This window comes from Janthinobacterium sp. P210006 (assembly GCF_036231885.1).
Classification (GTDB): Bacteria; Pseudomonadota; Gammaproteobacteria; order Burkholderiales; family Burkholderiaceae_D; genus Janthinobacterium; species Janthinobacterium violaceinigrum.
The window spans coordinates 542,947-563,557 of sequence record NZ_JAZARD010000002.1; the positions used below are offsets into that span (position 1 = coordinate 542,947).

A 20,611-nucleotide genomic window follows, 5' to 3' on the forward strand; every position below is an offset into this window, starting at 1 on the left:
TATGATTGCATATATGGAATTTGAAATTAAAAATATGGCGCTAGTATAGATTGCTGCAAGTCGTTACGCTGCCATCTTCTCAACTTTCCTGAAAGTGCACCATGTCCGAAGCCCTGCGCCTGCGCTGCGTATTTGCCTTCCTGATGTCGCTGATCATGACCCTGCTGATGAGCGCCTGGGTCACCTGGCTCAATATCGGCCTGCAGGCGGACTTCCTGCCCCGCTGGCGCCATGCGTTCTTCGCCGCCTGGCCCGTGGCCTTTTGCGCCGTGATGCTGTTCGCGCCCCGCGTGCAGCAGATCAGCCGCGCCATCGTTGCCAGGACGACGCGCCCGGCGCCTGCCTGTCCCGTCTGCTCGCCCGGCGCGCCGACGGGCACGGGGGCGGCCGCCTGTTCATGCACCCGCTGAGCGGCACCCGCCTCTCTCCAGCGCCCCCGCGCCGGCCGTCCTTAACCGGCAGTTGGCCACCGGCAGTGTCACTCGGTCACTCGCGCCCACAGCCGCCCTGATCCGGGCTATGCTATGGCCGTCCTTGTTTTTACCGCGGAGTGCCGATGCTCGATCACGTTTCCCTCACCGTTACCGACCTGGAACGCGCCGAGCGCTTCTACGACGCCATCTTTGCCGCGCTGGCAGTGCCCAAGGTGGGCAGCGACCACGCCAACGCCTGGATAGGCTACGGCCAGCGCAGCGATGCCGACCACCCCGAACGCAGCTACTTTTCCGTACGCCTGGGCCCCGCGCCCGGCGATGCCCCGCGCCGCCACTGCTGCTTCAAGGCCCCCTCGCGCGCGGCCGTGGAAGCGTTCTGGCACGCGGGGCTGGCGCACGGCGGCATCGACCTGGGCGCGCCCGGCCTGCGCCACTATCACGCCAGCTACTACGCGGCTTTTTTGTTCGATCCGGACGGCAACCGCATCGAAGCCGTCTGCCATCGCGCCTAGGCCAGCGGGCAAGACGGGAAATCCGTCTCTGTTCGGCATTTTCACTTCAGCGTGAAATGCCTATAATGGCTGGCACGCCATACCGGTCCCCGGTCCCTGCACCAAGAAGGAGATTCATGCATCATCTATTCGTCGGCCGCCCCGCGCGCACCATGCTCCTCTCCAGCGCCGGCTTGCTGCTGGCAGGCTGTTCCCTCCTGCCGTCCACCCCGGCGATGCCGGGCGTACCGGCCACCGCGGCCCTGCCCGACGCCAGCATCGCCTACACCGTGAGCGGCCAGGGCGGCTTGCCCGTCGTGTTCCAGTCGGCCATGGGCGACGGCAAGGATGTGTGGGCCAAGGTGGTGCCGGAAGTATCGAAACAGCACCGCGTGCTCGTGTACGACCGTCCTGGCTACGGCGACAGCCAGAAAACCACCACGCCGCGCGACCCCTGCACCATTGCCGCCCAGCAGCGCGCCCTGCTGGCGCAAGCGGGCCTGAAACCGCCGTATGTGCTGGTCGGCCATGGCCTGGGCGGACTGTACCAGTATGTGTATGCCAGGCTGTACCCGCAGGACGTGGCCGGGCTGGTGCTGCTCGACCCCACGCATCCGCAGCAATGGAGCCGCCTGCAGACGGACGCCTCCACCTACGCCATGCTCGTCAAGACGCGGCGCAAGCTGATGTTCAACAGTGCGGAATCGGCCGAATTCGATGCCCAGGCACAGTGCCTGCAGCATGTCGACATGGCCAGCCCCCTGCGCGTGCCCGCCATGCTGCTGGTGCGCGACAAGTTCGGCATCGAGGAAATGGGTTCGTTCGAGAACGTGGTGCGGGCGCAGGAGAAAGACTGGCAGCGCCTGTCCGGCGCGCCGGCCATCGAGCGCATCACGGGCGCCGGCTATTACATCCAGAAAGACAACCCCGTCATCGTCAACGAGGCGGTCAAGATGGTGGCGAAGAAGAAGTAATAAATATCGCAGGCATTTAATCCCGGCAGCAAAATCCGGGGGCGGCCCCTGAGGGTTCGCCCCCGGTCTCTGCCGTTGGGTTTCTTAGCTGTTGAAACCCTTGCCCTCGCCCGCCAGCTTCACCAGCAGGGGCGCCGGGGTCCACGCTTCGCCGTGGCGGCCTTTCGCGTAGCCGGCGATCGTATCGAGCACGTTCGGCAAGCCGACCGTGTCCGCGTAGAACATGGGACCGCCGCGGAACAGGGGGAAGCCGTAGCCCGTCAGGTACACCATGTCGATGTCCGAGGCGCGCAGGGCGATGCCCTCTTCCAGGATGCGCGCGCCTTCGTTGACCAGCGCATACACGAGGCGTTCGACGATTTCCTGGTCGCCGATCTTGCGCCGCGCCACGCCGATGTCGGCCGAGTGCTGCACAATCATGGCGTTGACCTGTTCCGATGGATAGGCCTTGCGGTCGCCCGGCTTGTAGTCATACCAGCCGGCGCCCGTCTTCTGGCCATAACGCCCCAGTTCGCACAGCAAGTCGGCCGTCTTCGAATACGTGACGTCCGGCTTTTCCACGTAGCGGCGCTTGCGGATGGCCCAGCCGATATCGTTGCCGGCCAGGTCGCCCATGCGGAACGGTCCCATGGCAAAGCCGAATTTCTCCACCGCCTTGTCCACCTGCTCGGGCAGGCAGCCTTCTTCCAGCAGGAAACCGGCTTGCCGGCTGTACTGCTCGATCATGCGGTTGCCGATGAAACCGTCGCACACGCCGGACACGACGCCCGTCTTCTTCAGCTTTTTCGACAGGGCCAGCGCCGTGGCCAGCACGTCCTTGCCCGTCTGCTTGCCGCGGACGATTTCCAGCAGCTTCATCACATTGGCAGGACTGAAGAAATGCGTGCCGATCACGTCCTGCGGGCGTGTGGTGAACGCGGCGATCTTGTCCAGGTCCAGGGTGGACGTGTTCGACGCGAGGATGGCGCCCGGCTTCATGACGGCATCGAGCTGCTTGAACACGGTTTCCTTGACGCCCAGTTCCTCGAAGACGGCTTCGATGACGATGTCCGCCTGCGCGATGTCCGCGTAGGCCAACGTGCCGGAAACGAGCGCGATGCGCTGTTCGGCCCTGTCCTGCGTCAGCTTGCCCTTCTTGACCGTGTTCTCGTAATTCTTGCGGATGGTGGCCAGGCCCTTGTCCAGCGCCTCCTGCTTCGTTTCCAGCAACATCACGGGAATGCCCGCGTTGGCGAAATTCATGGCGATGCCGCCGCCCATGGTGCCGGCGCCCACGATCGCCGCCGTCGCGATGGCGCGCACGGGCGTGTCGGCAGGCACGTCGGGCACCTTGCTGGCAACGCGCTCGGCAAAGAAGGCATGGCGCAGGGCTTTCGACTCGGGCGACTGCACCAGCTGCATGAACAGTTCGCGCTCGTACTTCAAGCCGTCGTCGAACTTCATCGTCACGGCGGCTGCCACGGCATCGACGCATTTCAGGGGTGCAGGGAACGGACCGGACATGGCCTTGACCGTATTGCGCGAAAACTGCAGGAACGCTTCGTGGTTCGGGTAGTCGACCTTGCGCTCGCGCACTTTCGGCAGCGGACGCACGTCGGCGACCTTGGTGGCAAAGGCCACGGCGGCAGCCAGCAAGTCGGCGCCGGGGGCGATCACTTCGTCGAACAGGGCCGTGCCGGCCAGTTTTTCCGACGCCACGGGCGTGCCCGAAACGATCATGTTGAGCGCCGTTTCCAGGCCCAGGACCCGCGGCAGGCGCTGCGTGCCGCCCGCGCCCGGCAAGATGCCCAACTTAACTTCCGGCAAGGCCATTTGCGCGCCAGGCGCGGCCACGCGGTAGTTGCAGCCCAGCGCCAGTTCCAGGCCGCCGCCCATGCACACGCTGTGGATGGCGGCCACGACGGGCTTGGTCGCGTTTTCCACCACGCTGATCAGGGTATGCAGGGTCGGTTCCGTGAGCGCCTTGGGCGAATTGAATTCCTTGATATCGGCGCCGCCCGAGAACGCCTTGCCGGCGCCCGTGATGACGATGGCCTTGATGGCCTCGTCGGCCAGCGCCTGGCGGATGCCGGCCACGGCGGCCGTGCGCGTGGCCAGGCCCAGGCCGTTGACGGGGGGATTGGCCAGGGTAATGACGGCAACGGCGCCGTTTACTTGATATTCAGCACTCATGTCTCTTCCTTATTGATTTACCGGTTTTTGCTTGGCGATGAGGTGGTTGCAAGGGATGAAGCTTCACTATACCGCATAAAAGAACGCTCGTATTATTTTTGTCGCGGCGCGCGGGGCGCCGGTACCGGCCACCATGGTACAACATCGCCCGCTGCGGCTGGCGGCACCGCTGGCAGAAAGCGCCAGCAGCTATCGAATGCATATCCATTTTAAATAATTAAAACATAACAAGAAAAACACCGTTTTATTATGTGCGAAATGCGCTGCGCTATCGGGCCGCGGGCCAATAACGACACTTTTTACATTATTTATTCATGCCCCTTGTTTTTCGCCAGGGGCTGGGGAATAATAAAATTATTGATTCAAATCAATACACTGCAATTGATTTATTATTAGGGATCAGTGCCGCCGGCTATCGCCCGTTTATATCGCGCAGATTCTCACCGATTATCACGCGGTTCATGTGCGGGGCATTATGGAATCATTTTATATCGTCATTACCCGTCAGTATTAGCGCCACCCATTCCTCTTCCCACACTGAAGGAAATACTATGGACGCAGCCAGCCATGTCAGCCACTCCCAGGATCTGGACTTACAAGCGATAAATACTGCATTGAACCGTGTCCAGGCCGTGATCGAGTTCGAACTCGACGGTACCATCCTGCATGCGAATGACAATTTCCTGCGCGTCGTCGGCTATTCCCTGGCCGAAGTGCAAGGCAAGCACCATGCCATCTTCTGCGACCCCGAGTATGTGAAAACGGCCGAATACCGCGACTTCTGGGCCAAGCTGGGACGCGGCGAGTTCGACCAGGGCGAATACAAGCGCCGCGCCAAGGATGGGCGCGAAGTGTGGATCAACGCGTCCTACAACCCCATCCTCGACGCCGACGGCAAGCCGTATAAAGTGATCAAGTTCGCCACCGACATCACGGCCAGCAAGCGCCGCAATGCCGATTACGAAGGCAAGATCGACGCCATCAGCAAGGCCCAGGCCGTGATCGAATTCCGGCTCGACGGCACCGTCATCCGCGCCAACGACAACTTCCTCAAGTCCGTCGGCTACACGCTGGCCGAGATCGAAGGCAAGCACCACCGCATGTTTTGCGAAGCGGAATACGCGAAGAGCGAGGAATACGCGCAATTCTGGCAAAAACTGGCCAAGGGCGAGTTCGACGCGGGCGAATACAAGCGCGTCACCAAGGACGGCCGCGAAATCTGGCTCAACGCCACCTACAATCCCATCTTCGACACGGAAGGCCGGCCGTTCAAGGTGGTCAAGTTCGCCAGCGACGTCACGGCCCTGAAAAAGCGCAATGCCGAATACGAAGGCAAGGTCAGCGCCATCGGCAAGGCGCAGGCCGTAATCGAATTCGACATGCAGGGCAATGTGCTCGACGCGAACGAGAATTTCCTCGCCGTCATGGACTACGACTTGAGCGATATCAAGGGCGAACACCACCGCATGTTTTGCGAGCCCGAGTACGCCAGCAGCGCCGAATACAAGAAATTCTGGCAAAAGCTCAACCGGGGCGAATTCGACGCGGGCCGCTACAAGCGCCTGGGCAACCATGGCAAGGTGGTGTGGATACAAGCCACCTACAACCCCATCCTGGACCTGAACGGCAAGCCCTATAAGGTGGTCAAGTTCGCCATCGACATCAGCGAACAGGTGAACCTGGAAAACAGCATCCAGGCCAAGGCCAGCAACGACAGCCGCAAGGTCAATGCCCTGCTCGAGTCGGTGGCGCGCGCGGCGCAAGGCGACCTGACCTGCAATATCGTGCCCGAGGGCGACGAGCCCATCGACCTGCTGGCGGGCGGCATCAGCAAGATGATCGTCGACTTGCGCGGCGTGATCGGCAACGTGGTGTCGGCGGCCAACGGCTTTGCCGACGCCTCGCATACGATCGCCGAGCGGGCCACGGGCGTGGCCGTGGGCACGCAGGCGCTGGGCGCCACGGTGGAGGAAATGAACGCTTCCATCGACGGCCTGACGTTTTCCATCAATTCCATCGCGGAAAACACCTCGAACGCCGACTACCTGGCGAAAGCCACGCAGCAGGAAGCGGAAGCGGGCGCGCGCGCCGTCGCCAAGTCGATCGAGGCGATGGACCTGATCAACCGCTCGTCGGAAGACATCGGCGAAATCGTCAAGGTCATCAGCGAGATCGCCAACCAGACGAACATGCTGGCGTTCAATGCGGCCATCGAGGCGGCGCGCGCGGGCGAACACGGCCTGGGCTTTTCCGTCGTCGCCGACGAGGTGCGCAAGCTGGCCGAACGCTCGTCGCAAGCCACCAAGGAAATCTCCAAGCTGATCAACGAATCCGTCAAGCGCGTCTCCACGGGCAGCGAAATCTCGCGCCAGGCCAGCGACGCCTTCGACAAGATCGTCTCGGGCGTGGCGAAGACCACGCTGGCCATCTCGGATATCTCGAAGGCGGCCAACGAGCAGCTGCTGACGGCGCGCGAAGTGTCGACGGCGATCCAGTACATCGCCGAGGAAACGGAAAAGTCGGCCGCCAACTGCGACAGCATCGCCCGCTCGACGGACGGCCTGAACGAGCGCGCGGGCAGCCTGAACCAGACTGTCTCCGGCTTCGTGGTGTAGGCCATGAGCCACGCGGCCACCTTGACGCCCGAGGTGCTGACGACCCTGATCGCGCTGGTGCGCCAGCACACGGGCATCGCCATGACGGCGCGCAAGAGCGTCTTGCTGGAACGGCGTTTGCAGCCACGGCTGCAGGCGCTGTCCCTGCACAGCTACCAGGCCTACCTGGACCGGGTGGCCAGCGACCGCGACGAGGTGGCCCATTTCATCGACCTGGTGACCACCAACGACACCCTGTTCTTCCGCACGCCGTCCATCTGGGATTACTTCCGCGACCGCTACCTGCCCGCCTGGGCGCGCGCGCATCCGGGCGGCTGCCTGAACATCTGGTCGGCCGCCGCCGCCAGCGGCGAAGAACTGTATTCGATCGCCATGCTGTGCGAGCAATTCAAGCTGCAGGCGCCGGCCTTCCGCTACCAGATCCTGGCCAGCGACATTTCGCAGCAGATTCTGGGCGCCGCCAGGGCCGGCCAGTACAGCGGCCGCTCCGTCGAACGCATCCGCCTGTCGCACCCGGACTTGCTGCGCAAGTACTTCACGCCCTCCCCGTATGGCGTCAAGGTCAACGAGGAACTGCGCCAGCACGTCAGCTTTGCGCAGCACAATCTGCTCGAAGCGCTGCGCCCGGCCCAGCGCTTCGACCTGGTTTTCCTGCGCAATGTGCTCATCTATTTCGATGCCGAACACCAGGAAACCGTGCTGCGCCAGGCGCGCCTGAGCCTCAAGGACGAGGGCCGGCTGATCCTGGGCGAGTCCGAAACCATCGCCCGCCTGGGCACCGGCTACCAATTCGAGTTTCCCATGATTTATAAGGCGGGCACGGCATGAGCATCAGCCTACTCAACGAACACGGCGCCCCCTTGCACCACGTTGGCATGGGGCAACTTAGCGTGGGCATGCAGGGCGAACAGCTGCAGGCGCTGCTGGGCTCCTGCATCGGCATCGGCTTCATCTGGAAGAACGGCCCCTGCTGCGGCCTGGCCCACTGCCTGCTGCCGGAAGCGCCCGGTGCCGAGCCGGGCCTGGGCGCGCCTAGTGCACGTTATGTCAGCCAGGCCGTGCCCTCGCTGCTGCGCCTGATGGGCGTGCGCCAGGCCGACTACGCCGATATCGAAGTGGTGCTGGCGGGCGGCGCCAGCATGTTTGGCCCCCGCAATGGCCGCCTGCAGGTGGGCCGGCAAAATGCGGAAGCAGCGCAGAAATACCTGGACCAGTGCGGCCTGCACGTGAGTTTTTGCGCGCTGGGCGGACGCCACGGGCGCCAGCTGCTGATCGATTGCGCCCACCACAGCTACGCCGTCACCGATGTGGTGGCGCAACCCGGATTGAATCCACGCAAGGAAGGCGCATATGGATATGCATGAAGCGACGGGCTTGCACAGCCAGGCCCAGGGCGACGCGGCCGCCGACCTGTTCGGCTCCTTCCAGCTGGGCGGCGATGAGTTCGCGCTGCCCGCCGGCTGCATCCGCGAGGTGGTGAACTACCCCGCGAAAGTCACGGCCCTGCCCCTGTCGCCCGCATACCTGGAAGGCATGTTCACCTTGCGCGGCAGCGTCATTCCGGTGGTCAACCTGGGCCGCTTGTTCCGCGCCGATGCGCCGCGCGCCGTGGCCACGGACAAGATCGCCATCCTCGATTTTCAGCAAGTGCTGATCGGCATCGTCTTCCAGGACACGGGCGAGATCCTGCGCGTGCCCGCCAGCGCCCGCAGCGCCTTGCAGTATGGGGCCGGCGACGCGCACGCCGTCATCGCCGGCACGATCCTGCTCGACGGCGGTGCGCGCCTGCTGCAAATCCTCGACCCGCACGCGCTGCTGCGCATCGAGAACGTGCCGCACGTGCTGGCCCTGCAGACGAGCGGCGCCAAGCTGAGCACGGCCCGCTACCATGCGCAGAGCGAGCGGCGCCAGTGCGTCAGCTTTCATGCGGCCGGCGCCACGTTTGCCTTCGAAATGCTGGCCATCCAGGAAATCATCAAGGTGCCGGAACTGCACAGCTCCCTGCTGAACAGCGAACTGTGCCTGGGGCGCATGCATTTCCGCGGCAGCCAGGTGGCCGTCGTCGATTTCGGCGCCCTGCTGCAGGCCGCCGGCGCCGGCAAGGCGGCCACGCCCGAGCAGCGCATCATCGTCGTGCGCCTGGAAGAGACGACGATCGGCTTTCTCGTCGATTCCGTCGACAGCATCGTGCATTTCTTTGGCGATGAAGTGCTGCCGATACCCCTGCTGAGCAAGGCACGCGCGGCCATGTTCGCCGGCTGCATCACCAAGGAAGGCCTGGGCGACATCATTTTTCTGGACCACAAGGAAATCCTGTCGCAGGCCGAGATCGTCGAAATGCGCGACGGCCACGCGCGCCTGTACCCGGCCGACACGGAAACGGCCACCGCCGCCACGCGCAAGGCGCAGCGCCGCGTCTACATCACGTTTACGGTGGAAACCCAGTTCGCCGTGGAAATCGGGCAAGTGCGGGAAATCATCGACTTCAGCGGCGCCATCACCACGCCGCCGGGCATGCCGGCCAGCATGCGCGGCATGCTGAACCTGCGCCAGCAAATGATCAGCATCATCGATCTGCGCCAGCTGTATGCGATGCCGCCGCTGGCGGACACGGGCGCCGGCAAGATCCTCATCGTGGAACGGGGCGCCGAGCGCTACGGCTTCCTCGTCGACCACGTCGACAACATCATGACCATTTCCGACAGCCAGCGCTTTGCGGCGCCGCAAATCATCCGTACGGGCACGCATGACGACTTGCGCAGCGAAATGGATGAAATGATCGATATCGGCACGCAGGAGCAACGCCAGACCCTGTCCGTCTTCCAGTGCGATCATTTGCTGGAGAAACTGGGGTCGGCGTTGCCGCAGGCGGCCTAGCATTTCTTCTTGAAGCAAACCCAACGGCGTAAAATACCGGGGTCGGACCCTGAGGGTCCGACCCCAGCCCTTGCTGTCGGGTTCCCTGAAGCTCCGTCCCCGGCCCTTGCCGCCGGCTGGATCAGGCCCGCTGATGCATCACAGCCCCGGCAGCTTGTGCCCCTTGAACTGGTCGCGCAGCTTGTTCTTCTGGATCTTGCCCGTCGCGCCCATGGGCAAGGCGTCGATGAACAGCACGTCGTCGGGCGTCCACCATTTGGCGATCTTGCCTTCAAAGAACTGCAACAGCGCTTCGCGCGTGACTTCCATACCGGGGCGCAGCACCACGACCAGCACGGGGCGCTCGTCCCATTTCGGGTGGAACACGCCGATGCAGGCCGCCTGCAGCACGGCCGGGTGGGCCATGGCCAGGTTTTCCAGGTCGATGGTGCCGATCCACTCGCCGCCCGACTTGATCACGTCCTTGCTGCGGTCCGTGATCTGCATGTAGCCGTCCGCATCGATGGTGGCCACGTCGCCCGTGGGGAACCAGCCATCCTGCAGCACCTCGCCGCCCTCGTTCTTGTAATAGGAGGAGATAATCCACGGCCCCTTGACCAGCAGATGGCCGTAGGCCACGCCATCCCACGGCAATTCCTTGCCGTCGTCATCGACGATCTTCATGTCCACGCCATAGATCGCATGGCCCTGCTTGTGCAGGATATCGCGCTGCGCCGCCTTGTCCATGGCCAGGTGCTTGGTCTGCAAGCCGCCCGTGGTGCCCAGCGGCGACATTTCCGTCATGCCCCAGCCATGGATGACTTCCACGTCGAACTTGTCGATCAGGGTATCCATCATGGCTGGCGGGCACGCGGCGCCGCCGATCACCGTGCGGCGGAAGGTGGAGAATTTCAAGCCGTTCTGCAAGGCGTAATTCAGCAGGCCCAGCCAGACCGTGGGCACGCCAGCCGAGAACGTCACCTTTTCCGATTCGAACAGCTCGTACAGCGACTTGCCGTCCAGCGCCGCGCCGGGAAACACCATGCGCGCGCCCGACAGCAGCACGGAATACGGCAAACCCCAGGCATTCACGTGGAACATGGGCACGACGGGCAGGACCGTGTCGGTGGCGCGCACGTTGAGGGCGCTGGGCATGGCCGACGCATACGCGTGCAGCACGGTCGAGCGATGCGAATACAGGGCGCCCTTGGGGTTGCCCGTCGTGCCCGAGGTGTAGCACAGGGCGGCGGCCGAGTTTTCATCGAACACGGGCCACGTGTAATCGTCCGAATGCGTGTCGATCAAGTCTTCATAGCACAGCAGGTCGGGGATGCTGCTGTTGGCGGGCATGCGGTCGCGGTCGCACATCAGCACGAAATGGCGGACAAAGGTGCAGTCGGCGGCGATCTTTTCCACCACGGGCAAGAATGTCAGGTCGAACAGCAGGACCTGATCTTCCGCATGGTTCGAGATGTAGGCGATCTGTTCGGGAAACAGACGCGGATTGATGGTGTGCAGCACGGCGCCCGAGCCGGACACGGCATAGTACGCTTCCAGGTGGCGGTAGCCGTTCCAGGCCAGGGTGGCGACCCGGTCGCCCATGCCCACGCCGAGCCCGTGCAAGGCATTGGCCAGGCGCCGCGTGCGCTGGTGGCAATCGCGGTAGGTATAGCGGTGCAAATCGCCTTCCACGCGCCGCGAGACGATTTCCCCACTGCCATAATGACGCGCTGCAAACTCGATAATGCTGGAAATCAGCAGGGGCTGGTTCATCATCTGGCCCATCACTGGGCTCATGGGAAATGCCATCGTGTCTCCTGGTAGTGGATGCTGGATTTTATTGCTGGAATTTAAAGATTTTTCCTAGTTTCGTACGGTCGTGCGGAAATCGTCAACGCATTTCGATATTGCAATGCAGCATGGAATTTTCGATTCCGTTTTTCCTCGTGTTCACGCCCGCCGCGGCAGGCCGAAAGACGCCCGGCGCACGCCCTGGCGCTGTGCGGTAAAATCGTATTTTGGCTGGCGCTTGTCTTCCCTTTCCTGCCGGCACCTCTTATTGAATGGAATTGCCATCACCGCCCTTACCTTACCACTGGATAATGCCTTTGCGGCCCTGCCGCCTGCGTTCTATACGCGTTTGATGCCCACGCCCCTGCCCGCCCCGTATTTCGTGGCTGCCAGCGGGCCGGCCGCACGCCTGGTCGGCCTCGATGCCGCGCGCCTGGCCGGGCCGGATTATGTCGAGCTGCTGAGCGGCAATACGGTTGCCGAACGCTCGATACCGCTGTCGGCCGTGTATTCGGGCCACCAGTTCGGCGTCTGGGCCGGCCAGCTGGGCGACGGCCGCGCCATCTTGCTGGGCGACATCGCCACCGACGATGGCCCGATGGAACTGCAGCTGAAAGGCGCGGGCGCCACGCCGTATTCGCGCATGGGCGACGGGCGCGCCGTGCTGCGCTCGTCCATCCGCGAATTCCTGTGCTCGGAAGCCATGGCGGCGCTGGGCATTCCCACGTCGCGCGCGTTGGCCATCATGGGTTCGCAGCAAGGCATCATGCGCGAAACGGTGGAAACGGCCGCCGTCGTGACGCGCATGGCGCCCTCGTTCGTACGCTTCGGCTCGTTCGAACACTGGTTTTACCGCAAGAAGCCGGACGAGCTGAAAATCCTTGCCGATTACGTCATCGACGGCTTTTATCCCCATTTGCGCGCTGCGGCAAATCCATATCAGGCCTTGCTGGCCGAAGTGTGCGTGCGCACGGCGCACATGATTGCGCACTGGCAAGCCGTAGGTTTCATGCATGGCGTGATGAACACGGACAATATGTCCATCCTGGGCCTGACCATCGATTACGGCCCGTTCGGCTTCATGGAAGCGTTTGACGCCGAGCACATCTGCAACCACACGGACCAGCAGGGCCGCTATTCCTACGCCAACCAGCCGCAGGTGGGCCACTGGAACTGCTATGCGCTGGGCCAGGCGCTGCTGCCGCTGATCGGCGAAGTGGAGCAGGCGCAGGCAGCGCTGGACACCTACCAGGGCGCCTTTGCGGACAAGATGAATGCCTTGCTGCGCGCCAAGCTGGGCTTGCGCACGGAGCAAGACGACGATACGGCCCTGTTCGACAGCATGTTTGCGCTGATGCAAGCCAATCACGTCGATTTCACCAACTTTTTCCGCGCGCTGGCAACCTTGCAAGTGGCCGCTCCCGAACACGACACGGTGCTGCGCGACATGTTCATCGACCGCCCCGCATTCGATGCGTGGGCCGCCGCCTACCACGCGCGCCTGCAGCAGGAACACAGCATCGATGCCGAGCGCCGCGCCGCCATGAACCTGGTCAACCCGAAATACGTGCTGCGCAACTACCTGGCGCAAGTGGCCATCGAAAAAGCCCAGCAGCAGGACTACACGGAAGTGGCGAAACTGCTGGAAATATTGCAAAAGCCATTTGACGAACAGCCCGAACACCAGCACTATGCGGCCCTGCCGCCCGACTGGGCCAGCCACCTTGAAGTCAGCTGCTCATCCTAAGGAGTCATTATGACCACGAATAAAGTCAAGAAAACGGACGCCGAATGGCGCGCCATGCTCGATTCCATGCAATACGAAGTGACGCGCCACGCGGCCACGGAGCGGGCCTTCACGGGCAAGTTCTGGGACCACCATGAACACGGCATCTACACCTGCGTCTGCTGCAACACGCCCTTGTTCGCATCGGACACGAAGTTCGATTCCGGCTGCGGCTGGCCCAGCTATTTCCAGGCGCTCGACCCGGCCAACGTGACGGAAATCGTCGACCGCAGCCACGGCATGGTGCGCACGGAAATCGTCTGCGCCGTCTGCGACGCCCACCTGGGCCACGTGTTCCCGGACGGCCCGCCGCCCACCGGCTTGCGCTATTGCATCAATTCAGCCTCCCTGCGCTTCGATCCGCAGCCTTGATGGCACGGGAATGATGCTCAGGAGCAGCGATGTTGCTCCTAAGTCATTCCTAAGATGTTTACACCACGCTCATAGTAAAGTCTCGCCATGAAATTTCTATTCGACCTATTCCCCCTGATCGCCTTCTTTGCCGCCTTCAAGCTGGGCGGCATGTATGAAGCGGCCACGCACGATTTCGTGCAGCAATACCTGTCCGGCTTCGTATCCGGCGGCCTGATCAAGGCCGACCAGGCCCCGTGGATACTCGCCACCCTGGTCGGCATCGTCGCCACCGCTTGCCAGGTCAGCTATCTGCTGCTGCGCGGCCGCAAGGTCGACGGCATGCTGTGGCTGTCGCTGTTCATCTTTGTCGTCTTCGGCGGCGCCAGCATTTACCTGCATGACGATTTCTTCCTGAAATGGAAACCGACCCTGATCTACTGGCTGTCCGGCCTGGCCCTCCTGATTGCCCACGTGGGCTTCAAGAAAAACCTGATCCGCAAGACCATGGAAGCGCAAGTGCAATTGCCCGATGCCGTATGGAACCAGTTGCTGGCCGCATGGATCATCTTCTTCGGCGCCATCGGTGCCCTGAACCTGTTCGTGGCCTTCGTGCTGTACAAGGGCGACATGGCTGCCTGGGTCAGCTTCAAGGCGTTTGGCGCGACGGGCATTTTCTTTGCCTTCATCGTGGCGCAAACCCTGTTCCTGGCCAAACACATCAAGGAAGACGCATGATGCATACCCTCACCGAAAATACTTCGCCGGAAACGCGCATGCAGCGCATCCGTACCCGCCTGGAAACGGCACTTTCTCCTCTGGAATGCGTGCTGGAAGACGACTCGGCGCGCCACCGGGGCCATGCGGGTGCCGCCTCGGGCGGTGGCCATTACAATCTGCGCATTATTTCTAGTCAATTTGAGGGGCTCAGGCTCGTCATGCGCCATCGACTGGTGTATGATTCCGTGCACGATATGATGCATAATGAGATACATGCATTGGCGATTGTGGCCTTGGCGCCGTCCGAAGCAGGTTAAGGATGGCGTTTTTGGCGTACCGGGGCGACCTGGTATGCCGCTGGCCGCAAACGCCATGCACGCGTTTTCTGTCCATGCGTTTTTTACGAAACTTTCCCTAACAGGATTTAATAATGACTTTTAAGCCAGCCCGCTTGCTGATCGCACTACTCGCCGTTGTCGCGGTACCTGTTTTTGCGCAAAATGTTGCCGTTGTGAATGGCAAGCCTATCCCATCGTCGCGCGTTGATGCAGTCGTCAAGCAAGTCGTCGCCCAAGGCCAGCAACCGGATTCGCCGCAATTGCGCGAAGCCATCAAGAAGGACTTGATCGGCCGTGAAGTGCTGATGCAAGAAGCGGAAAACAAAGGTTTCGGTAAAGATGCAGCTGTCAAACAGCAAATCGAGAACGCACGCCAAGCCATCGTCATCAACGCCCTGGTCGGCGACTACCTGAAAAAGAATCCCGTCAACGACGCTGAAATCAAGGCTGAATACGACCGCTTCGTGGCCCAGACGGGCGACAAGGAATACCACGTACGCCACATCCTGGTGGGCACCGAAGCCGAAGCGAAGGACATCATCGCCAAGCTGAAAGGCGGCGCCAAGTTCGAAGACCTGGCCAAGCAATCGAAAGATGCCGGTTCGGCCGACAATGGCGGCGACCTGGACTGGGCAGCCCCATCGTCGTTCCCGAAAGTCTTCTCCGACGCCTTCGTGAAACTGCAAAAAGGCCAGGTCACCGAGACCCCGGTGCAAACGCCTAACGGTTTCCACGTGATCAAACTGGACGACACCCGCGCGGCAAAACTGCCGACCCTGGAAGAAGTCAAGCCACAGATCGCCGAAGCGCTGCAGCAAAAGAAACTGCAAGCGTATCAGGAAGAAATGATCAAAAAAGCGAAAGTTCAATAAGAACTGACCTCCCCGGCGCCCTTTTCGGCGCCGGTCGTGTATTCTGCGCCTGAATGCGAACTGCACGGCAGTCGCGTTCTCCGTATCGGTTTTTGTATATTTATTAGGAATGAACATGATTTTGAAGCCAGCCCGCCTGATCTTAGCCCTGGTCGCCGTTGTCGCGATCCCTGCGTTCGCGCAAAACGTGGCCACCGTGAATGGCAAGGCCATCCCATCGTCGCGCGTTGACCAGGTCGTCAAGCAAGTCGTCGCCCAAGGCAAGCAAGCTGATTCGCCGCAATTGCGCGAAGCCATCAAGAAAGACCTGATCGGCCGCGAAGTGCTGATCCAGGAAGCCGACAAGCAAGGCTACGGTACCCGTCCGGAAGTCAAATCGCAGATCGACAATGCCCGTCAAAGCATCATCATCAACGCCCTGCTGGCCGACTACGTGAAGAAGAACCCTGTCAAGGACGCTGAAATCAAGGCCGAGTACGACAAGTTCAAGGCACAAGCGGGCGACAAGGAATACCATGCACGCCACATCCTGGTGGCCACCGAAGCGGAAGCGAAAGACATCATCGCCAAGCTGAAAGGCGGCGCCAAGTTCGAAGAACTGGCGAAAGTATCGAAAGACGGTTCCGCTGCCAATGGCGGCGACCTGGACTGGGCTAGCCCAGCTTCGTACGTGAAGCCATTCTCCGACGCCATGGTGGCCCTGAAACCAGGCCAGGTCACGCAAACGCCCGTACAATCGCAATTCGGCTTCCACGTGATCAAACTGGAAGAAACCCGTCCGACGAAGCTGCCGGCACTGGAAGAAGTCAAGGGTCAAGTGGCCGAGTCGCTGCAGCAGAAGAAACTCGCCGCCTACCGCGACGAACTGATGAAAAAAGCCAAAATCCAGTAAAAACGCCTGATATAAGCTACTGCGCGTCGCGCTTTGCGGCCTGCGATGCTCACCGCCTCGGCGGCCCCGTACTTTCGTACGCTTGCGCATCTCGGCCACAAATCGCTGCCGCTCGCTACGCTTCTATCAGCCGTCTGGATGGCTGGACAAGAGCGCTCTTCGGGGCGCTTTTTTTACGCCTGAAACTTAACGGGATGCGATGAACCAATCGATGGAATTTCACGCAGCACTGAAGGCCGCGCTGGAAGCGGTTGCCGAACCGGGCCGTGCGGGGCCCATGCAGGCCTATATGCGCGACCAGTTCGTTTTCCTGGGCGTGGCAGCGCCGCGGCGACGGATAGCCGCCAGGGCCCTGCTGGCGGGCCTGAAGGGCATCGATGGGGGGACACTGCTGGAACCGCAGCTGCTGTGGCAGCAGCCGGAACGCGAATACCAGCACGTGGCGCTGGACATGCTGGCCCTGCACCGGCGGCAACTGGGCATCGAACATATCCCCGCCCTGCTCGGCCTGGCGCGCCAGCGCGCGTGGTGGGACAGCATCGACGGCATGGCGAGCATCGTCGGCGACGTGCTGCAGGCGGAGTTGCGGCGCGGCGGCGACGGCCATGCGCACATGGATACAGTCCTGCGCCACGACGACTACTGGCTGCGCCGCATCGCCATGCTGCACCAGCTAGGCTGGCGCGGCGACACGGATGCGGCCTGGCTATTCGGCGCGGCGCTGGCGCTGGCCCATGAAGACGAGTTTTTCATCCGCAAGGCCATCGGCTGGGCCTTGCGCGACTACGCGCGCCACGCGCCCGAAGCCGTGACGGCGTTTGCCGACGCGCACCGCCATCAACTGTCTCCGCTCACCCGCCGCGAAGCGCTGAAGCACCAGTCGCGCTGAACGCCGAGCCGCCCAGCAGGCGCAGCGCCGCGTCGATGCGGGGCCCGGCATCCCAGGCGGGCACGGGCGCCAGCAAGCCCAGCGCCATCTGCCGCAGCGGTTCGGCTATCACCATGGCCAGCAGCAAGCCGGCCAGTTCAGGCGCATTGCCGGACGCCACGTGGCCGCGCGCGGCCTGGCGTCCCAGCCACTCGGCCAGCAAGGCCGTGCCCCGCTCGATGCCGTTGCGCTGGTACACGACCAGCAAGTCCGCGCGCGCGGGAAACTCCGTGCACAGCAGGCGGAACAGTCCCACGGCATCGGCTGTCAGCACGCGCGCCGCCATCACCTGCAAGATCTCCTTCAGCAAGGGCAGTACCTCGCCGGGCGCGGACGCGTCATGCGCCATGGCCGGCAGGAAGCCATCCGTCCAGCCCCGCACCACGAGGGCGACGAGTTCCTCGCGGTTGGCCGCATATTGATACAGCGACTTCTTTGCCATTCCCGCGTGGCGCGCCACCGCTTCCATGGTGGTGGCTGCATAGCCTTCGTGCAGCAGCAGCCACGTGGCCGCCTGCACGGCCGCCTCGCGCGCTTCCTCGGGCGGCCGCGCCGGGCGGCCCCGTCCACGCACGGCCTTGCTCTCTTCTTGCTGCATGCCAGCTCCCATCTTGATCGATGGGCAATTTTACACTGAAACATATTTTGGAAACGCTAAACGTTTCTTTAATATATAATTGTCTCACCCTAACAAAGGAGAACGACATGACGAGTTACACGCATATTCAATTTCCATGGAGCATCACCGGCACGGGCGACTTGCTCGATCCGTTTCCCCTGCACCTGGAAACGGGCATCACGCGCCTGGCCGACGGCTGCCTGCTGGTGGCTGCCCGCACGGAGCTGCACGGCTGCAGCGGGCGCATGCTGGACTGGTGGTTTGCGTTTTTCGAGACGACGCAGCACATCAAGTGGTGGCATCCGCACGACCACGTGGCGCACCATGGCTGGAACAGTGCGTGGAAAAAGGGAGAGAGTTACTACGGCGCCTCGATCGAGGCCGTGGAATCGCTGGGCGACATTGCGCCCGTGAAAGCCAAGCTGAAGTTCCACGATCCGAAACACGTGTTCGATCCCGCGCAACTGCAGCTGGCCAGGGACAGCGGCGCCCTGTCGGCGGCCGTCTGCGCGCGCATCGGCTTTGGCGACCACGTGGTGCTCGACCCGCATGGCGACCCGCTCGATGGCGAAATGCTGCATCTGGCGCGCGACACGCCCACGGGCTGCGTGCTGCGCAGCCGCTTCCTGCTGGGCCGCAACAGCTTGAACCCCGTGCGCGACGTGCCCGACGTGCTGGGCCTGAACTTGCTGCGCCATTGCTACAGCGAATTTACCTATCTGTCGCGCTTTTTGCCGTCGCTGTACTACGGCGAACATGGCAACGGCGAAAAGGCCCCGTTGCCCTGGTAAGGCGTCGCAGCCAAGGCTGCTCTGCTAAGTAAACTCCTTACAGCCGCTTGTGCATGCGCGCCAGCGGCAGTTTGATGTCATCGGGCAAGTCCAGATGAAACTCTTCGGTCACGGCAAAACCGCTGGCCAGGTATAGCGGCACGCCGGGCAAGGTGGCGGCCAGTTCCAGCGCACCGAAACCGGCGGCCTGCGCCTGGCGTTCGCAATGGCGCATCAGCATGCTGCCTAATCCCTGGCGGACGGCCGCCGGCTCGACAAAGAAGGCGCGGATGCGTCCCGGCTGGCTGGCCGGATCGAGCAGCGGGTCCGGCCCGCTCTTGGCCCGGTCGGCGCCATACAGGGTGGCGCGCCGGCTCCAGCCGCCGCAAGCCAGCATGGCGCCATCGCGCTCGATCACGAAATACGTCTGGTCGGCCACGAGCTGCGTATCGACGCCGAACACGTGGCGCGTGACGGCCTGGGCTTGCTCCTGCGTATAGAATCCTGCGCTCAGTTCCACGCCGGAACGGGCGATCAGTGCATTCATGGCCGGCACGTCGGCCGGCAGTGCTACGCGCAAACGCGTCAGCGGGCCAAAGCTGAACCAGGCGCGCGCGATGCGCCCCTGCACCACTTCATATGTCGCCACCAGTTCCTGCGCGGAAACACCGTCCGGCGTGTCGCCATGGACGATTTCATGGTCGATCACCAGCTTGCCGCAGGCGATGCGGTTGAGCAACTGCGCCCGTGGCCGGCTGGCGGCAAAGCGGGCCGTGAAACGGGGACCGATTTGCGCGCCGCCCGTGGCCAGCAAGGTATCGGGATGCTCGAATTGCTGCGCGTCATCGGCATAGATGGCCAGCAAGGCGGCAACATCGTGGGCGTTGTAGGCGTCCAGTTGGGCCTGGACCACCGCCGTGGGCGAAATGCGTGTATCGTTGCCAAGTGCCATGCGTGTACCTGTTGTGGAGTGGGTGAAAAGTTGCAAAGGGTAACATTGTCGCCCCTGTCGCGGTGCGGTTTGCTGCGATAATAACAAGATTCGTCGCAAGAGGCATCTTGAGGCGTCAACAATCAATCGCACAATCGCAGCAGGAGTAAATATCATGAAATGGGAAGGCAATCGCGAAAGCGACAATGTGGAAGATCGCCGCGGCGAAGATGGCGGCGGAGGCGGCGGTGGGGGCGGCTTTGGCGGGCGCTCGATCGGCATCGGCACCATCGTCATCGCCCTCGTCGGCTCGTATGTGCTGGGCGTCAATCCCTTGACCTTGCTCAACATGCTCAGCGGCGGTGGCGGCCAGATCTCCACCCAGCAAAGCCAGTCGCCCGCGCGCCAGCCGCCCGAATCGGACGAGATGGCCCGTTTCGTGAAAACGGTGCTGGCCGATACGGAAGACACGTGGGGCGCCCTGTTCAAGGCGGAAGGCGGCAGCTATGTGAAACCCAAGCTGGTCCTGTACTCGGGCAGCACGCCGACGGCTTGCGGCACGGGCCAGAGCGCAAGCGGTCCCTTCTATTGCCCCGGCGACCAGAAAGTCTACCTGGACCTCGATTTCTTCAACCTGATGCAGCAGCGCTTCAAGGTCTCGGGCGAATTTGCCGAAGCGTATGTGATCGCCCATGAAGTGGGCCACCACGTGCAAAACCTGATGGGCTTGTCCGAAAAGGTCGACAATGCACGCCGCTCGCAAACGGAACGCCAGGCCAACGCCATGTCCGTGCGCCTGGAATTGCAAGCGGACTGCTTTGCCGGCGTGTGGGCGTATCACGCCAATGCCGACCGCAAGATCCTGGAACAGGGCGACGTGGAAACAGCCCTCAAGGCGGCCACGGCCATCGGCGACGATGCGCTGCAGCGCCAGTCGCAAGGCCATGTCGTGCCGGACTCGTTTACACACGGCACTTCGGAGCAGCGCGTGCGCTGGTTCAGCAAGGGCATCGAGAGCGGCCAGATTTCCCAGTGCAACACGTTTGAGGCGCGCCAGCTGTAACGGCGGTG

20 protein-coding genes are annotated in these 20,611 nt (G+C 62.6%); 16 read left to right on the top strand and 4 right to left on the bottom strand.

The window, feature by feature from the left end; translation table 11 throughout:
- Window positions 1-101: 101 nt before the first annotated feature.
- The 3 genes from VPH41_RS10885 to VPH41_RS10895 all read left to right on the top strand — a co-directional run bounded on the left by VPH41_RS10885 (window position 102) and on the right by VPH41_RS10895 (window position 1,899).
- A complete protein-coding gene (locus VPH41_RS10885) occupies window positions 102-410 on the top strand; it encodes a DUF2798 domain-containing protein (RefSeq protein ID WP_328570002.1) in 309 nt (102 codons plus the stop codon).
- 146 nt (window positions 411-556) lie between these two features.
- Window positions 557-946, top strand: coding sequence for a VOC family protein (locus VPH41_RS10890; protein ID WP_328570003.1), 390 nt, complete (start codon window positions 557-559; stop codon window positions 944-946).
- Between the two features lie 116 nt (window positions 947-1,062).
- On the top strand, window positions 1,063-1,899 hold the full coding sequence (locus VPH41_RS10895) for an alpha/beta fold hydrolase (RefSeq protein ID WP_193317331.1): 837 nt from the start codon (window positions 1,063-1,065) through the stop codon (window positions 1,897-1,899).
- 84 nt (window positions 1,900-1,983) lie between these two features.
- Here VPH41_RS10895 and VPH41_RS10900 read toward each other — a convergent pair whose 3' ends face one another.
- A complete protein-coding gene (locus VPH41_RS10900; RefSeq protein ID WP_328570004.1) occupies window positions 1,984-4,071 on the bottom strand; it encodes a 3-hydroxyacyl-CoA dehydrogenase NAD-binding domain-containing protein in 2,088 nt (695 codons plus the stop codon).
- A gap of 551 nt (window positions 4,072-4,622) precedes the next feature.
- On the opposite strand from VPH41_RS10900, the gene VPH41_RS10905 reads away from it, so the two are divergent.
- From VPH41_RS10905 to VPH41_RS10920, 4 genes are read left to right on the top strand one after another with little or no spacing between them, the layout of a single operon-like run.
- On the top strand, window positions 4,623-6,686 hold the full coding sequence (locus VPH41_RS10905; protein WP_442906255.1) for a methyl-accepting chemotaxis protein: 2,064 nt from the start codon (window positions 4,623-4,625) through the stop codon (window positions 6,684-6,686).
- 3 nt (window positions 6,687-6,689) lie between these two features.
- Window positions 6,690-7,514 (top strand): CheR family methyltransferase, encoded by an 825-nt coding sequence (locus VPH41_RS10910; RefSeq protein WP_287772366.1) that lies wholly within the window; start codon window positions 6,690-6,692, stop codon window positions 7,512-7,514.
- Window positions 7,511-8,050 carry a chemotaxis protein CheD gene (locus VPH41_RS10915; protein WP_328570006.1) on the top strand — a complete coding sequence of 180 codons (540 nt, stop codon included), beginning with the start codon at window positions 7,511-7,513 and terminating at the stop codon, window positions 8,048-8,050. Before VPH41_RS10910 ends, VPH41_RS10915 begins: the two co-directional genes overlap by 4 nt.
- Window positions 8,037-9,563: a chemotaxis protein CheW gene (locus VPH41_RS10920; protein WP_328570007.1), complete on the top strand. Its 1,527-nt coding sequence runs from the start codon at window positions 8,037-8,039 to the stop codon at window positions 9,561-9,563. Before VPH41_RS10915 ends, VPH41_RS10920 begins: the two co-directional genes overlap by 14 nt.
- Window positions 9,564-9,701: 138 nt before the next feature.
- Here the strand turns inward: VPH41_RS10920 and VPH41_RS10925 are convergent, their stop codons facing one another.
- Window positions 9,702-11,339 carry a 3-(methylthio)propionyl-CoA ligase gene (locus VPH41_RS10925; protein ID WP_328570008.1) on the bottom strand — a complete coding sequence of 546 codons (1,638 nt, stop codon included), beginning with the start codon at window positions 11,337-11,339 and terminating at the stop codon, window positions 9,702-9,704.
- A 346-nt stretch (window positions 11,340-11,685) separates the two neighbouring features.
- Between VPH41_RS10925 and VPH41_RS10930 the strand changes: the two genes are divergently transcribed.
- From VPH41_RS10930 to VPH41_RS10960, 7 genes are all read left to right on the top strand, one after another.
- Complete coding sequence (locus VPH41_RS10930) at window positions 11,686-13,080, top strand: protein adenylyltransferase SelO (protein ID WP_442906256.1); 1,395 nt, start codon at window positions 11,686-11,688, stop codon at window positions 13,078-13,080.
- Between the two features lie 9 nt (window positions 13,081-13,089).
- A complete protein-coding gene (gene msrB / locus VPH41_RS10935; protein ID WP_070218372.1) occupies window positions 13,090-13,491 on the top strand; it encodes a peptide-methionine (R)-S-oxide reductase MsrB in 402 nt (133 codons plus the stop codon).
- 87 nt (window positions 13,492-13,578) lie between these two features.
- Window positions 13,579-14,208, top strand: a complete 630-nt coding sequence (locus tag VPH41_RS10940) for a septation protein A (RefSeq protein ID WP_046682773.1) — start codon at window positions 13,579-13,581, stop codon at window positions 14,206-14,208.
- Window positions 14,205-14,507 carry a BolA family protein gene (locus VPH41_RS10945; RefSeq protein ID WP_442906257.1) on the top strand — a complete coding sequence of 101 codons (303 nt, stop codon included), beginning with the start codon at window positions 14,205-14,207 and terminating at the stop codon, window positions 14,505-14,507. Before VPH41_RS10940 ends, VPH41_RS10945 begins: the two co-directional genes overlap by 4 nt.
- A 113-nt stretch (window positions 14,508-14,620) precedes the next feature.
- Window positions 14,621-15,400, top strand: a complete 780-nt coding sequence (locus tag VPH41_RS10950; RefSeq protein ID WP_152280856.1) for a peptidylprolyl isomerase — start codon at window positions 14,621-14,623, stop codon at window positions 15,398-15,400.
- Between the two features lie 115 nt (window positions 15,401-15,515).
- A complete protein-coding gene (locus VPH41_RS10955; protein WP_034756072.1) occupies window positions 15,516-16,292 on the top strand; it encodes a peptidylprolyl isomerase in 777 nt (258 codons plus the stop codon).
- A 199-nt stretch (window positions 16,293-16,491) separates the two neighbouring features.
- Window positions 16,492-17,181, top strand: a complete 690-nt coding sequence (locus VPH41_RS10960) for a DNA alkylation repair protein (RefSeq protein WP_328570009.1) — start codon at window positions 16,492-16,494, stop codon at window positions 17,179-17,181.
- On the opposite strand, the gene VPH41_RS10965 is transcribed toward VPH41_RS10960, so the two are convergent.
- A complete protein-coding gene (locus VPH41_RS10965; protein ID WP_328570010.1) occupies window positions 17,144-17,818 on the bottom strand; it encodes a TetR/AcrR family transcriptional regulator in 675 nt (224 codons plus the stop codon). The genes VPH41_RS10960 and VPH41_RS10965 overlap by 38 nt on opposite strands.
- A gap of 107 nt (window positions 17,819-17,925) precedes the next feature.
- Between VPH41_RS10965 and VPH41_RS10970 the strand changes: the two genes are divergently transcribed.
- Complete coding sequence (locus tag VPH41_RS10970; RefSeq protein ID WP_328570011.1) at window positions 17,926-18,630, top strand: DAPG hydrolase family protein; 705 nt, start codon at window positions 17,926-17,928, stop codon at window positions 18,628-18,630.
- A gap of 37 nt (window positions 18,631-18,667) precedes the next feature.
- Here VPH41_RS10970 and VPH41_RS10975 read toward each other — a convergent pair whose 3' ends face one another.
- On the bottom strand, window positions 18,668-19,561 hold the full coding sequence (locus tag VPH41_RS10975) for a GNAT family N-acetyltransferase (RefSeq protein WP_251348609.1): 894 nt from the start codon (window positions 19,559-19,561) through the stop codon (window positions 18,668-18,670).
- Window positions 19,562-19,715: 154 nt separating this feature from the next.
- Here VPH41_RS10975 and ypfJ point away from each other — a divergent pair, with 154 nt between their 5' ends.
- On the top strand, window positions 19,716-20,603 hold the full coding sequence (gene ypfJ, locus VPH41_RS10980) for a KPN_02809 family neutral zinc metallopeptidase (protein WP_328570012.1): 888 nt from the start codon (window positions 19,716-19,718) through the stop codon (window positions 20,601-20,603).
- The last annotated feature ends 8 nt before the right edge of the window (window positions 20,604-20,611 follow it).

What these genes read in the sequence shown, in the direction of transcription:
- VPH41_RS10930 (WP_442906256.1), top strand. Translation starts at nt 11,686, where the DNA reads ATGCCCACGCCCCTGCCCGCCCCGTATTTCGTGGCTGCCAGCGGGCCG.
- msrB (WP_070218372.1), top strand. Translation starts at nt 13,090, where the DNA reads ATGACCACGAATAAAGTCAAGAAAACGGACGCCGAATGGCGCGCCATG.
- VPH41_RS10965 (WP_328570010.1), bottom strand. Translation starts at nt 17,818, where the DNA reads ATGCAGCAAGAAGAGAGCAAGGCCGTGCGTGGACGGGGCCGCCCGGCG.
- VPH41_RS10900 (WP_328570004.1), bottom strand. Translation starts at nt 4,071, where the DNA reads ATGAGTGCTGAATATCAAGTAAACGGCGCCGTTGCCGTCATTACCCTG.
- VPH41_RS10910 (WP_287772366.1), top strand. Translation starts at nt 6,690, where the DNA reads ATGAGCCACGCGGCCACCTTGACGCCCGAGGTGCTGACGACCCTGATC.
- VPH41_RS10975 (WP_251348609.1), bottom strand. Translation starts at nt 19,561, where the DNA reads ATGGCACTTGGCAACGATACACGCATTTCGCCCACGGCGGTGGTCCAG.
- VPH41_RS10885 (WP_328570002.1), top strand. Translation starts at nt 102, where the DNA reads ATGTCCGAAGCCCTGCGCCTGCGCTGCGTATTTGCCTTCCTGATGTCG.
- ypfJ (WP_328570012.1), top strand. Translation starts at nt 19,716, where the DNA reads ATGAAATGGGAAGGCAATCGCGAAAGCGACAATGTGGAAGATCGCCGC.
- VPH41_RS10940 (WP_046682773.1), top strand. Translation starts at nt 13,579, where the DNA reads ATGAAATTTCTATTCGACCTATTCCCCCTGATCGCCTTCTTTGCCGCC.
- VPH41_RS10945 (WP_442906257.1), top strand. Translation starts at nt 14,205, where the DNA reads ATGATGCATACCCTCACCGAAAATACTTCGCCGGAAACGCGCATGCAG.
- VPH41_RS10955 (WP_034756072.1), top strand. Translation starts at nt 15,516, where the DNA reads ATGATTTTGAAGCCAGCCCGCCTGATCTTAGCCCTGGTCGCCGTTGTC.
- VPH41_RS10950 (WP_152280856.1), top strand. Translation starts at nt 14,621, where the DNA reads ATGACTTTTAAGCCAGCCCGCTTGCTGATCGCACTACTCGCCGTTGTC.
- VPH41_RS10915 (WP_328570006.1), top strand. Translation starts at nt 7,511, where the DNA reads ATGAGCATCAGCCTACTCAACGAACACGGCGCCCCCTTGCACCACGTT.
- VPH41_RS10960 (WP_328570009.1), top strand. Translation starts at nt 16,492, where the DNA reads ATGAACCAATCGATGGAATTTCACGCAGCACTGAAGGCCGCGCTGGAA.
- VPH41_RS10925 (WP_328570008.1), bottom strand. Translation starts at nt 11,339, where the DNA reads ATGAGCCCAGTGATGGGCCAGATGATGAACCAGCCCCTGCTGATTTCC.
- VPH41_RS10905 (WP_442906255.1), top strand. Translation starts at nt 4,623, where the DNA reads ATGGACGCAGCCAGCCATGTCAGCCACTCCCAGGATCTGGACTTACAA.
- VPH41_RS10895 (WP_193317331.1), top strand. Translation starts at nt 1,063, where the DNA reads ATGCATCATCTATTCGTCGGCCGCCCCGCGCGCACCATGCTCCTCTCC.
- VPH41_RS10890 (WP_328570003.1), top strand. Translation starts at nt 557, where the DNA reads ATGCTCGATCACGTTTCCCTCACCGTTACCGACCTGGAACGCGCCGAG.
- VPH41_RS10970 (WP_328570011.1), top strand. Translation starts at nt 17,926, where the DNA reads ATGACGAGTTACACGCATATTCAATTTCCATGGAGCATCACCGGCACG.
- VPH41_RS10920 (WP_328570007.1), top strand. Translation starts at nt 8,037, where the DNA reads ATGGATATGCATGAAGCGACGGGCTTGCACAGCCAGGCCCAGGGCGAC.